This window comes from Streptomyces sp. NPDC058955, assembly GCF_042741435.1.
In the GTDB taxonomy this organism is placed as follows: domain Bacteria; phylum Actinomycetota; class Actinomycetes; order Streptomycetales; family Streptomycetaceae; genus Streptomyces.
In genome coordinates, this window is record NZ_JBHYKM010000013.1 from 6269 (window position 1) to 19078 (window position 12810).

Sequence of the window (12810 nt, forward strand, 5' to 3'; positions counted from 1 at the left end):
GAATTTCGATGCGAGACGCCTCTGGCCTGCCTGTTTTCATTGAGGTATTGGTCGCCCGAGGAATCGGGCAAACGGATCGGAAAAGCCGGGATCCGGCCGGAAACGTCCTTTCTTCCGCCCGTGGGCGTCACTGCTTTCCGGCGTTTTCCTCCCGGTGTGGATACGCGAGGTCGAACCATGCGAAACGGGCTTCGCCGGTGGACGGGCGGCCGTGGGACGTGGCGTAGACGCCGAGCTGGACGCCGGTGAACAGCGGGGTGAGGAAGGTGGCTGCGACGGTGGCCAGGTCGTGCCAGGCGCCGGCGGACGTCGCATAGGCGAAGGTGTGGTGGAAGCCGCGGATGCGGGCCCCCAGACGCACCGGGCCCGGGGGGAGAGGAGCGCGGGCCAGGACCTCGGACCCGCGGCGGAGGACGACTCCCTTCGCGGTGCGGACGAGGAGGAGGTGGGCGTCGTCGTCGAGGACGACGGCGAGGCCGGCCTCTTCGCCCGGCGCGGCGGGGGTGAAGTGCAGTTCGGTGGAGACGTCGCAGTCGGGTTGCTCCTGGGGGCGGACCAGGAGGGAGGGGGCGGTGCGCTCGCCGAGGCGTTCGGGGCGCAGCCGGAGACGGAGCCCGTCGCCGGTGGTCCAGAACCGGGTCCGTGGGGTGCGCAGGGTGCTCCACTCCGGGGAGAGGGCGGTGAAGTCGTCGCGGAGGGCACGGCGGGGCCCGGTGTGGCCGACGGGGGAGAAGACCGGCCGGCCGTCGTCCCAGGTGACCTCGCTGAGGAAGGTCTCGCGGCCGAGGCCGGAGCCCGGCCGGACGCCCAGGAGCACGGCCCGCCAGTCGCCGGACGGGGTCTGGACGAGGTCGGCGTGCCCGGTGCAGGTGACCGGGCCCTCGGCGGGAGGGAGGACCGGGTTGCCGGGGAAGCCCCGGTAGGGGCCGGTCACCCGGTCGGCCCGCGCGGCCACGACGCTGTGGTCCACGTCGGTGCCGCCCTCCGCGGTGAGCAGCAGGTAGGTGCCGCCGACCTTGTAGAGGTGTGGGGCCTCCGACCAGCGGGCGCCCGGCCGGCTGCCCGACCACAGGACGTACTCGGGTCCGGTGAGCCGTCGCTCGTGGGGAAGGTACTCGCGCATCCAGATCTCGGTGCGCCCGGCGGCCTCGTCCAGGACGCGGGCGGCGGTGAACCAGGCCCGGCCGTCCCCGTCCTCCGGCCCGTCGTCGAAGAACAGCGACGGGTCGAAACCGTCGCCCTCCAGCCAGTACGGCTCCGACCACGGCCCCGCCGGGTCGGTCGCCGTGACGACGAAGTGGCCGGGGCCGTCCATCAGCGTGCAGACGAGATGGAAGACCCCGTCATGGTGCCGGATCGTCGGCGCGAACAGGCCCCGTGAGGGCCCGCAGCCGTCGAGGTCGAGCTGGGACGGCCGGTCGAGGGCGGAGCCGAGGCGCCGCCAGTGGATCAGGTCGCGGCTGTGGAAGACGGGAAGGCCCGGGAACCACTCGAAGCTGGACGTCACCAGGTAGTAGTCGGCCCCCACCCGGCAGACGGACGGGTCGGGCCGGAACCCGGGCAGCACGGGTTCGGCGAACGAGGCGCTCATGGAGCCGGCACGCGGTCGACCGGCGCGGACGACGCCCGGCAGGCCGCCGGGGGACGGACGGCGGCGCGCGGAGTCAGGGGGCCGCGGGCGGACGAGGGCGTGCGGGAGCCGCGTACGGGGGCGGGCGTGAGGGAGCCGCGTACGGGGGCGGTTGAGAAGGCGTCGCGCACGGGGGCGGGCGGTGGCGGGGCGTGCCAGGGGTCGGTCAAGGGGTTCTCCTAGGGACGTGGCGGGGCGGTGGAGAGCCGGACCTTGAGTTCGGTCGACAGCTCCATCCGGGGGCTGACCAGCGGCTGGCCGTCGAGCAGTTGGAACAGGGTGCGCGCGGCGACCCGGCCCATCTCCTCCAGCGGCTGACGCACCGTGGTCAGCGGCGGTGACAGCCAGTCGCACATCGGCAGGTCGTCGAAGCCGACCACGCTGAGGTCCCGCGGGATGCTGAGACCGGCCTGCCGGGCGGCTTCGTAGACGCCCATCGCCTGCTGGTCGCTGCCGGCGAAGACGGCCGTCGGCGGCTCGGGCAGGGCGAGCAGCTCCTGGGCGCACCGGAAGCCGCCCTCGTGCTGGAAGTCGCCGAACCGGATCAGGTCGCGGTCGACCTCGATGCCGGCCCGCTCCAGGGCGGCCCGGTAGCCGTCGATGCGGGCCTGGCTGCAGAGCATCTCCTTGCGTCCGCCGATCGTGGCGATCCGGCGGTGACCCAGCTCCAGCAGGTGCTCGGTGGCCGCGAGGCCGCCGGCCCAGTTGGTCGCTCCGACGCTCGGCACGCCGTTCCCCGGCATGTCGACCGGGTCGATGACGACCAGCGCCGCCCCGGCCCGTTCGACCTGGGCGCGCTGGGCCTGGGTGACCGAGGCGGTGACGAGGATGACGCCGTCGCTGCGGTGCAGGGCCGGCAGCGCGGTCCAACTGGACGGCGTGGCCTCGCCCGGGGGGACGAGCGACACCACGGTGCCGACGGTCCGATGGGCGCACTCGGCCTCGACGCCGCGCAGGATCTCCACCGCCCACGCGCTGTCCAGACCGCCGATGATCAGGTCGACGAGACCCGATCTGCGCGCTCTGCCCAGCCGGCCGGGCGGCAGGTAGTTGTGCGTCTGCAAAAGGCCCTCGATCCGTTCGCGCGTCGAGGGTGCGACATCGGAGCGGCCGTTGATCACCTTGGACACGGTGGCCTGGGACACCCCCGCCGCCGCGGCGATGACGGCCAGGGTCGGGCGCTGCTCGCTCAACTTCTCTCCTCTGCGCGGTGCCTTCGGCCGACAGGTATCGCAAACTTTCGATGAGTTTCCGGGCGCCCCGACCTGCTTGTCAACCCTGCGAACAACCCTTGGCCGCAGATAAATTGACGCGGGGTCTTGACCGATTAGCCTCACGTTCCTAGTTTGTGGCAGCGCAGAATTCGAGAGTATTTCGAAAAGTTTTCGGGCGCGTTCGCCCCGGCATTCCCCCTCCCGGAGGTCCCATGGCCAGCACCCTCCCGAGCCGACGAAGCTTCCTGGCGCTCACGGGCTTGACCGCCCTGTCCGTCTCCCTGACCGCCTGCGGAGCCGACGGATCCGGCGGCGCGCCCGCGGCCGACGGCAAGGTGTCCTTCGCCTGGTGGAACATCGCCACCACGGAACCCGGCAAGTCCCTCTTCCCGCAGATTTCCACGGCGTTCACGACCGCTCACCCGAACATCGTGATCAACACGACCTCGTTGGAGAACGAGGCGTTCAAGTCCAAGCTCACCGCCACCACTTCGTCGGGCAAGCTTCCCGACGTCTTCCAGACCTGGGGCGGCGGCGTGCTGCGGCAGCAGGTCGACGCGGGGCTGGTCGAGGACCTCACCGACATCCTCGACTGGTCGTCCGAGCTCACCCCGGTCTCGCTCCAGGCGTACCAGTTCGAGGGCCGGACCTACGGAGTGCCCTACGACATCGGCATGGTCGGCTTCTGGTACAACAAGAAGCTCTTCGCCGAGGCCGGGATCACCACCCCGCCGGCCACCTGGGCCGAACTCCTCGACGACGTCCGGAAGCTCAAGGCGGCGGGCATCACCCCGATCGCCCTCGCGGGCAAGGAGAAGTGGCCGGGCCACTACTACTGGGCCTACCTCGCGATGCGCGTCGCCGGCCTCCCCGCGCTGCAACAGGCCGCCACCACCAAGGACTTCACCGGTGCCGGCTTCGTCCAGGCCGGTGTCCACCTCAAGGAGCTGGTCGACCTCCAGCCCTTCCAGACCGGCTTCCTGGGCGCCGGCTACGCCACCCCAGGCGGGCAGGCCGCGACCATGGGCAACGGCAAGGCCGCGATGGAGCTGATGGGGCAGTGGGGGCCGTCGGTGCAGAAGGACGCGGGCGCCGACCTCGGAGCGGACCTGGGCTTCTTCCCCTTCCCGACGGTCGACGGCGGTGTCGGGCAGGTCACCGAGGTGTTCGGCGGTGGCGGAGGGTTCGCGCTGCGCAAGGGCGCCCCGAAGGAGGCGCTGGACTTCCTGAAGTTCTTCGTCCTGGAGAACGAGTCCAAGCTGCTGGCCTCCAACGGCTACCTGCCGGTGGTCAAGGGCGCGGAGAGCCAGCTCATGGATACCAACAAGAAGGTGGTGGCCGACAGCCTGGTCAAGGCGACCGGCTTCCAGCTCTTCCTCGACCAGGCGTACCCGCCGGCGGTCGGCCAGGAGGTCAACGACAGCGTCGCCGACCTCATCGCGGGCAAGAAGACGCCCGAGCAGGTCACCGCGTCGATCACCGAGGCTGCGAAGAGTGCCTAGCTCCCCCTCCACCCTGACGAAGGAACGGACGGAGGACGTCGTGCCGGTGCGCCGCCCGCCCGCCCCGGCCACGTCGCTCCTGCGCGGGTGGCGTGACTGGGCCGCCGTCGCCTGGTTCCTCGTCCCGGCGCTGGTCCTTTTCCTCGTCTTCGTCCTCGCCCCGATCGTCGTCGCCGTCTTCACCGGCTTCTTCAAATGGGGCGGGATCGGCCCGATGGACGACTTCGTCGGCTTCGCGAACTACACGAGGCTCTTCGACGACCAGGTCTTCCTCGGCGATCTCGGCCGCGGGCTGTACCTGATCGTCCTGTCGGTCACGGTGCAGCTGCCGTTCGCGCTGTTCACCGCGGTCCTGCTCAACCAGCGGCTGCGCGGCCGGGCCGTCTACCGGATGCTGTTCTTCGCCCCGTACATCCTGTCCGAGGTCGTCACGGCGGTCCTCTTCACGATGATCTTCCTGCCCGGCGCCGGCATGGCCGACCACCTCGTCGGCCTCCTGGGCCTGGAGGGGCTGCAGGGCAAGTGGCTCGCCGATCCCTCGACGGTGATGCCGACCCTGTTCGTGGTCATGATCTGGAAGTACTTCGGCTTCCACATGATGCTCTTCCTCGCCGGACTGCAGAGCATCCCGGCGGAGATCCTGGAGGCCGCCTCCATCGACGGCGCCGGCGCCTGGCAGCGCTTCCGGCACGTGACGCTGCCGCTGCTCGGGCCGACGATCCGGATCAGCGTCTTCCTGTCGGTCATCGGATCCATCCAGCTCTTCGACCTCGTCTGGGTCATGACCGCGGGCGGGCCCAACCACTCCTCCGAGACGATGGCGATCGCGATGTTCCAGTTCGGGTTCAAGCGGTACCAGGTCGGCTACGCCAGTGCCATCAGCGTGGTGCTGTTCATGATCAGCCTGGTCTTCTCCCTCTTCTACCAGCGGTACGTGCTCCGGCGTGACCTGAGCGGTGCCGTCACCTCGGGAGGTGCCCGGTGAACGCCCGCCGGACGGCACGCGGCCTGTCGCTGCACACCGTGGTGTGGCTGATCGGCGCGTTCGTCGTCGTACCGCTCGTCTACGCGGTGATCTCCGGGTTCAAGAGCACCGGCGAACTCACGAGCAACCCGTTCGGGCTGCCGGAGCAGTGGAAGTTCGGCAACTACACGGGCATTCTCGGCGACGGGATGTTCTGGCGGCAGATCGCCAACAGCGCGGGCATCGCGATCGGCACGACGTTCTTCACGGTGGCGGCGTCCGCGATGGCGGCGTTCGTCCTGGCCCGCTACGCCTTCCGGGGCCGGGAGTTGTTCTACGGACTGTTCACGATCGGGCTGATGTTCCCGTTCGCGGTGGCCGTCCTGCCGCTCTTCCTGATGCTGCGCACCTTCGGCCTGCTCGACAACCCGCTCGGCGTGATCCTTCCGCAGGCGGCCTTCGGGCTCCCGATGACGATCATCATCCTGCGCGGCTTCTTCCGGACCATCCCGGCGGAGGTCGAGGAGGCCGCCATCATGGACGGCTGCGGCAAGTTCCGCTTCTTCTGGAAGATCCTGCTGCCGATGGCGCGGCCGGCCCTGGGCACGGTCTCGGTCCTGGCCATCGTCGCGAGCTGGAACAACTTCTTCCTGCCGCTGCTGGTGTTCAACGACCCGAAGTGGCAGACGATCCCCGTCGGCGTCCAGCAGTTCCAGGGCCAGTACTCGACCGACTACGCGCTCGTCCTGGCCTACATCGTGCTCGCCATGGTCCCCGCTCTCGCCTTCTACGCCGTCGCCGAACGGCAGCTGATCGGCGGCCTCACCGCGGGCGCCACCAAGGGCTGACCCGTCCCCCCTGTCCTCCGAGGAGACCTCGTGAAACGTCTGACCGCCCTGACGGCCGTCATATTGTTAGCGCTAACAACGCAGGCCGCGGCCGACCCCGCCCCGCCCGCGCGTCCCGCCATCGACTTCCGCGCCGCGCTCCAGCCCATCGACGGATTCGGCTTCTCCATGGCCTTCCAGCGGGCCGACCTGCTGCACGGAGCGCGCGGCCTCAGCCCGGCCAAGCGGCGCGAGGTCCTCGACCTGCTGCTCAGCAAGGAGAAGGGCGCCGGACTGTCCATCCTGCGCCTCGGCATCGGCTCGTCGACCGACCGGGTCTACGACCACATGCCGACGATCCTGCCGACCGATCCCGGCGGACCGGAGGCCACCCCCACGTACGTCTGGGACGGCTGGGACGGCGGCCAGGTCTGGCTCGCCAAGGAGGCCAAGGCGTACGGCGTGAAACGGTTCTTCGCCGACGCCTGGAGCGCGCCGGCCTTCATGAAGACCAACGGCAGCGAGAACGACGGCGGCGAACTACGCCCCGAATGGCGACAGGCATACGCGAACTACCTCGTCCAGTACGCGAAGTTCTACCAGCGGGAGGGCATCAAGATCACCGACCTGGGCTTCACCAACGAACCCGACTGGACGGCGACCTACGCCTCGATGCGCTTCACCCCGCAGCAGGCCGTCGACTTCCTCAAGGTGCTCGGACCGACCGTCCGCGCCTCCGGACTGAAGACGGAACTGGTCTGCTGCGACGCCGCCGGCTGGGACCGGCAGGTCGCCTACACCGAGGCCATCGAGGCCGATCCCGCCGCCGACCGGGCGGTGCGGACCGTCACCGGCCACCGCTACAGCGGCCCGACCACGGTCCCGCAGCCCACCGACAAGCACGTGTGGATGTCGGAATGGTCGCCGGACGGCACCACCTGGAACGAGAACTGGGACGACGGCAGCGGCTACGACGGCCTCACCGTCGCGGCCGACATCCAGACCACCCTGACCACCGGCAACGCCAACGCCTACGTCTACTGGACCGGCGCGTCCCTCGGCGCGACCCGGGGCCTCATCCAGCTCGCCAACCCCGGCGACGACTACCGGGTGTCCAAGCGCTACTGGGCGCTGGCCGCCTTCAGCCGGTTCATCCGCCCCGGCGCCGTCCGCGTGCCGGTCACGCACCCCGACCCGGCACTCCAGGTCACGGCCTTCCGCAACACCGACGGCACCCGCGTCATCGAGATCCTCAACACCGCGACCACCGAGACCTCCGCCGCCTTCACCCTGCGCGGCGGACACGACCGGCACCCCGACGCCTACCTCACCGACCGGACCCGCTCGATCACCCCGGCCGACGTCGTCTCGACGCACGGCACCACCCTCACCGCCCGGCTCGCCCCGCGCGCCCTCACCACCATCGTCCTCGACTGAACCGCCACCCACCCCAGGAGTCGTCATGCCCCTGACCCGGCATCTCATCGCCCTGTCCGCCGCCGTCTGCGTCGCGGCCGGCCTCGCCGCCGCCCCCGCGAGCGCCGAGCCCCGACCCCGTACGCTCGCCGAACTCGCCAAGAAGCACCACAAGTACTTCGGCTCCGCCACCGACAACCCCGAGTTCACCGACGCCGCCTACCTGAAGCTCCTCGGCAGCGAATTCGGCCAGACCACCCCCGGCAACGCCATGAAGTGGTACGCCACCGAGCCCGAGCCCGGCGTCTTCGACTTCACCGCCGGCGACGAGGTCATGGCCTTCGCCAAGGACCACCACCAGAAGGTCCGCGGCCACACCCTCGTCTGGCACAGCCAGCTCCCCGCCTGGCTCACCGACCGCACCTGGACCGCCGAGGAGCTGCGCCCCGTCCTCAAGAACCACGTCCAGACCGTGGCCCGGCACTACAAGGGCAAGGTCATCCACTGGGACGTCGTCAACGAGGCGTTCAACGAGGACGGCACCTACCGCGAGTCGATCTTCTACAAGACCCTCGGCCCCGGCTACATCGCCGACGCCCTGCGCTGGGCCCACGAGGCCGACCCGCACGCCAAGCTCTACCTCAACGACTACAACGTCGACGGCGTCAACGCCAAGAGCGACGCCTACTACCGCCTGATCAAGCAGCTGAAGGCCGACGGCGTCCCGGTGGAGGGCTTCGGCCTCCAGGGCCACCTGGCGCTCCAGTACGGCTTCCCCGCCGGCGTGAAGGAGAACATCCAGCGCTTCGCCGACCTCGGCGTCGAGGTCGCGATCACCGAGCTCGACATCCGGATGGAGCTCCCGGCCACCCCGGAGAAGCTCGCCACCCAGGCCACCTGGTACGCCGACTACGTCAAGGCGTGCCTGGAGGTCGAGAAGTGCGTCGGCGTCACCGTCTGGGACTACACGGACAAGTACTCGTGGATCCCCGGGGTCTTCCCCGACGAGGGCGCCGCACTGCCCTACGACGAGAACCTGGCGCCCAAGCCCGCCTACCACGCCCTCCGGAAGGTGCTGGGCGGATGATCCGGACGGCGATCGTCGGGACGGGCGGGATCGCCGGCATCTGCCACGTCCCCGCCCTCCGGGCACAGGCGCACCGCACCGAGATCGTGGCCGCCGTCGACGTGGACGCCCTGCGCGCCGAGACGTTCGCGGCCGAGCACGGCATCCCCGCCGTCCACACCGACCTGCGGACCATGCTCCGGGAGCAGCGCCCGGACGTCGTGCACCTGTGCACGCCGCCGTTCCTGCACGCCGAACAGGCCGTGGCCTGCCTGGAGGCCGGGGCGTGGGTGTGGTGCGAGAAGCCGGTGGGCCTGTCGCTGGCCGAGCTCGACCGGATCCAGGCCGCCGAGGGCCCCGCCGTCGCGGGCGCGGTGTTCCAGCACCGGTACGGCTCGGGAGCCCGGTACCTGCGCGACCGGATCGCGACCGGCGCCCTCGGCCGTCCCCTCGTCGCGCAGTGCGCCACGGCGTGGTACCGCGACGACGCCTACTACGACGTGCCCTGGCGCGGCACCTGGCGCAGCGAAGGCGGCGGCCCGACCCTGGGCCACGGCATCCACCAGATGGACCTGATGCTGGAGGTGCTCGGACCGTGGGCCGAGGTCCGCGCCATGGCCGGCCGCCTCGACCGCGACGTCCAGACCGAGGACGTGTCCGCGGCCCTGGTCCGGTTCGACAACGGCGCCATCGCCACGGTCGTCAACAGCGTCCTCTCCCCGCGCGAGGAGAGCTACCTGCGGTTCGACCTCACCGACGCCACGGTCGAACTACGGCATCTGTACGGCTACTCCAACGCCGACTGGACGTTCACCGCCAGGTCGCCCGGCGCGACGTGGGAGCCGCCGGACGACCTGCCCAGCTCGCATACTGCCCAGCTCGCCGCCTTCCTCGACGGCTACGAGGCGGGCATCCGGCCCGACCTCGGCAGGACGACCATGGAACTGGTCACCGCCCTGTACAAGGCCGCGATCACCGGCCTGCCGGTCCGGCGCGGAGAGATCGACGCGACCGACCCGTTCTACGGATCGCTCAACGGAGGGCGCCCGGAGGTGTTCCGATGACGTTCGAACTCCTGGAGGGCGAGGACGCGCTGACCGTCCGCACCCGCGGCGTCGACCTCTTCCGCTACGTGCACCGGCCCGTCATGGACCCCTTCGAGGCCCCGAAGCCCTACCTGCATCCGGTGCGCACGCTCGCCGGCGACGTGGTCACCGGCTACCGGCCGCACGACCACCGCTGGCACAAGGGCATCCAGCTCACGGCGTCCTGGGTGTCGGGCCAGAACTTCTGGGGCGGCGGCACCTACCTGCGCGGGCGCGGCTACGTCGACCTGCCGAACCTCGGCACCATGCGCAGCCTCGCCCTGTCCGCCGACACCGGCCACGGCCGCGCCGTCGTCACCGAGGACCTGGCCTGGCACACCATGGCCGGGGAGCACTGGATCGACGAGCGCCGCACGCTGACCGCGTGCGACGTCGGGACCGACTCCTGGACCCTGGAGGTCACCACCGCGCTCACGAACGTCCACGACACCCCCCTGACGTTCGGCAGCCCCGGCACACAGGGGAGAGAACTCGCCGGCTACACCGGCCTGTTCTGGCGCGGCCCCCGCGCCTTCACCGGCGGCGGCCTGATCGGCCCCGCGATGGGCGAGAAGGGCGACTGGCTGGCCTTCGTCGGCACCCACGACGAGGTCGACCGCGCCTCCACGCTCCTGTTCCTGGACGATCCGGACGCCCCCGGCCGCTGGTTCGTCCGCAGCGAGCCCATCCCCGCCGTCAACCCCTCGCTGGCCTTCGACCAGGAGCTGCCGCTGGCCCCGGGCGACACCCTGTCGCGCCGCTACCGGATCGTCGTGGCCGACGGAGCGTGGACCCCCGAGCGGCTGTCCCGCCACGTCATGGAGCACCCGTGGTGACACCGCTCCCCGGCGGCGTGGGCGTCTCGGGACTGACCGTGTACGACTGGGAGGCCGCCGACGGGCTGTGCGGGGGCACCCCCCACATGCACCTCGTCTGCTCGGAGGCGTACGTCGTCATCGAGGGCACGGGCAGCGTCCAGACCCTCACCACCGGCGGCTACGCGGACACCCCGCTGCGCCCCGGCGACGTCGTCTGGTTCACCCCCGGAACGATCCACCGCCTCGTCAACGCCGGCGGCCTGCGCCTCGTGGTGCTCATGCAGAACAGCGGGCTCCCCGAGGCCGGCGACGCCGTCTTCACCTTCCCCGCGCCCGTCCTCGCCGATCCGGACGCCTACCGGGCGGCGGCCGCCCTGACCGGCGACCACGCCACCGCGGCGCGCCGCCGCCGCGACCTGGCGCTCCAGGGCTTCCTGGCCCTGCGCGACGGCGGGCTGGCGGAGTTCCACGCCGCGGCCCACCGCCTGAAGAAGGACCTCCTCGACGCCTGGTGGATCCGCTGGCGCGACGGCCCGCTGGCGGCCACCCTCGCGACCGGCGGCCAGCTGGCATCGCTGAGGACCGGAGACCTCTCCCACCTCGACCACGGCGCCGTGTCGCGGTTGGAGCGCCCGGAGGACCCGCTCTTCGGCATGTGCGGCCTCCTCCACCCCTATCCCGTCACCGCCCTGCCGGCGCGCCCCGAGCACGGCCCGTCGGATCCACCCCACCCCCCGAAGGAGCACTCCTGATGAGATTCCGCCGTCCACCCCTGGTCCTGAGCCTCGTGCTCGCGGTCCTGTCGTCCCTGCTGCTCGGGGCCTCCCTCCTGACCGCCCCGCCCGCCGCCGCGGCGACCGTCGACACCAACGCCTGGTACGTGCTGGTCAACCGCAACAGCGGCAAGGCCCTGGACGTCTACAACCTGGCGACCGGCGACGGCGCCCGCATCACCCAGTGGACCAGGAACGACCAGAACCAGCAGCAGTGGCAGTTCGTCGCCTCCGGCGACGGCTACTACCGCGTCAAGTCCCGCCACTCCGGCAAGGTCCTGGACGTCCACAACCTGTCCACCGCCAACGGCGGCGCGGTCGTCCAGTGGACCGACCTGAACGGCACCAACCAGCAGTGGCGGCTCGCCGACAGCGCGGACGGCCACGTCAGGCTCGTCGCCCGCCACAGCGGCAAGGCCCTCGAAGTCCAGGGCGCCTCCACCGCCGACGGCGCGAACGTCGTCCAGTACGACGACTGGGGCGGCGCCAACCAGCAGTGGCAGCTCGTCAAGGTCTCCGGCGGCACCCCCGGCACCTGCGCCCTCCCCTCGACGTACCGCTGGTCGTCGACGGGCGCGCTGGCGCAGCCCAAGTCGGGATGGGCCTCGCTCAAGGACTTCACCGTCGCCCCGTACAACGGCAAGCACGTCGTCTACGCGACGACGCACGGTGCCGCCGGAACGGGACAGGCGTGGGGCTCGATGAACTTCACCCCGTTCACCGACTGGTCGCAGATGTCCTCGGCGAGCCAGAACACGATGTCGACGTCCGTCGTCGCGCCCACGCTCTTCTACTTCGCGCCGAAGAACATCTGGGTGCTCGCCTACCAGTGGGGCAGGACCGCCTTCTCCTACCGGACGTCCACCGACCCGACCAACCCGAACGGCTGGTCGGCGGAGCAGGAGCTCTTCTCCGGATCCATCGCCGAGTCCGGAACGGGTCCGATCGACCAGACGCTCATCGCCGACGGCACGAACATGTACCTGTTCTTCGCCGGCGACAACGGCAAGATCTACCGGGCGAGCATGCCGATCGGGAACTTCCCGGGCAGCTTCGGCTCCTCGTACACGACGGTCATGAGCGACACGACGAACAACCTCTTCGAGGCGCCCCAGGTCTACAAGCTCCAGGGCCAGGACCGCTACCTCATGATCGTCGAGGCGATCGGCTCGCAGGGCCGGTACTTCCGCTCGTTCACGGCCACCAGCCTGAACGGTTCCTGGACGCCCCAGGCCGCGACCGAGAGCAACCCCTTCGCCGGCAAGGCCAACAGCGGCGCCACCTGGACCAACGACATCAGCCACGGTGAACTGATCCGGGTCAGTGCCGACCAGACCTTCACGGTCGACCCCTGCAACCTGCGCTTCCTCTACCAGGGACGCGACCCCAACTCCGGCGGCGACTACGGCCAGTGGCCGTACCGTCCGGGTCTGCTGACGCAGCAGCGCTGACGCCGTCCGGGGGCCGGGGCGGGCGCCGCCCGCCCCCGCCCCGCGCGCCCCGCGCGGCGGCGCG

Annotated in this window: 11 protein-coding genes; 9 read left to right on the forward strand and 2 right to left on the reverse strand. The window is 70.8% G+C overall.

Annotation, left to right across the window (positions count from 1 at the left end; genetic code table 11):
- Window positions 1–127 precede the first annotated feature (127 nt).
- Together ACFW1I_RS08175 and ACFW1I_RS08180 are read right to left on the reverse strand one after the other, a co-directional pair.
- Window positions 128–1591 carry a glycoside hydrolase family 43 protein gene (locus tag ACFW1I_RS08175; RefSeq protein ID WP_384667343.1) on the reverse strand — a complete coding sequence of 488 codons (1464 nt, stop codon included), beginning with the start codon at window positions 1589–1591 and terminating at the stop codon, window positions 128–130.
- 218 nt (window positions 1592–1809) lie between these two features.
- Window positions 1810–2823, reverse strand: coding sequence for a LacI family DNA-binding transcriptional regulator (locus ACFW1I_RS08180; RefSeq protein ID WP_384667344.1), 1014 nt, complete (start codon window positions 2821–2823; stop codon window positions 1810–1812).
- Window positions 2824–3056: 233 nt separating this feature from the next.
- Here ACFW1I_RS08180 and ACFW1I_RS08185 point away from each other — a divergent pair, with 233 nt between their 5' ends.
- The 9 genes from ACFW1I_RS08185 to ACFW1I_RS08225 are packed head-to-tail and all read left to right on the forward strand — an operon-like array spanning window position 3057 to window position 12746.
- A complete protein-coding gene (locus ACFW1I_RS08185; RefSeq protein ID WP_384667347.1) occupies window positions 3057–4346 on the forward strand; it encodes an extracellular solute-binding protein in 1290 nt (429 codons plus the stop codon).
- Between the two features lie 13 nt (window positions 4347–4359).
- The gene (locus ACFW1I_RS08190) at window positions 4360–5331 is read left to right on the forward strand and encodes a carbohydrate ABC transporter permease (protein ID WP_384667534.1); all 972 of its coding nucleotides are present in this window, start codon (window positions 4360–4362) and stop codon (window positions 5329–5331) included.
- Entirely contained in the window at window positions 5328–6158 is an 831-nt protein-coding gene (locus tag ACFW1I_RS08195) for a carbohydrate ABC transporter permease (RefSeq protein ID WP_384667349.1), read from the forward strand. The genes ACFW1I_RS08190 and ACFW1I_RS08195 overlap by 4 nt, the downstream gene beginning before the upstream one ends.
- 30 nt (window positions 6159–6188) lie before the next feature.
- On the forward strand, window positions 6189–7574 hold the full coding sequence (locus ACFW1I_RS08200; RefSeq protein ID WP_384667351.1) for a glycoside hydrolase: 1386 nt from the start codon (window positions 6189–6191) through the stop codon (window positions 7572–7574).
- A 25-nt stretch (window positions 7575–7599) separates the two neighbouring features.
- The gene (locus ACFW1I_RS08205) at window positions 7600–8640 is read left to right on the forward strand and encodes an endo-1,4-beta-xylanase (protein ID WP_384667354.1); all 1041 of its coding nucleotides are present in this window, start codon (window positions 7600–7602) and stop codon (window positions 8638–8640) included.
- Window positions 8637–9683 carry a Gfo/Idh/MocA family protein gene (locus ACFW1I_RS08210; protein WP_384667357.1) on the forward strand — a complete coding sequence of 349 codons (1047 nt, stop codon included), beginning with the start codon at window positions 8637–8639 and terminating at the stop codon, window positions 9681–9683. Before ACFW1I_RS08205 ends, ACFW1I_RS08210 begins: the two co-directional genes overlap by 4 nt.
- A complete protein-coding gene (locus ACFW1I_RS08215) occupies window positions 9680–10540 on the forward strand; it encodes a PmoA family protein (RefSeq protein ID WP_384667360.1) in 861 nt (286 codons plus the stop codon). The genes ACFW1I_RS08210 and ACFW1I_RS08215 overlap by 4 nt, the downstream gene beginning before the upstream one ends.
- Window positions 10537–11274, forward strand: coding sequence for a cupin domain-containing protein (locus tag ACFW1I_RS08220; RefSeq protein ID WP_384667535.1), 738 nt, complete (start codon window positions 10537–10539; stop codon window positions 11272–11274). The genes ACFW1I_RS08215 and ACFW1I_RS08220 overlap by 4 nt, the downstream gene beginning before the upstream one ends.
- Complete coding sequence (locus ACFW1I_RS08225) at window positions 11274–12746, forward strand: non-reducing end alpha-L-arabinofuranosidase family hydrolase (protein ID WP_384667362.1); 1473 nt, start codon at window positions 11274–11276, stop codon at window positions 12744–12746. The genes ACFW1I_RS08220 and ACFW1I_RS08225 overlap by 1 nt, the downstream gene beginning before the upstream one ends.
- Window positions 12747–12810 lie beyond the last annotated feature (64 nt).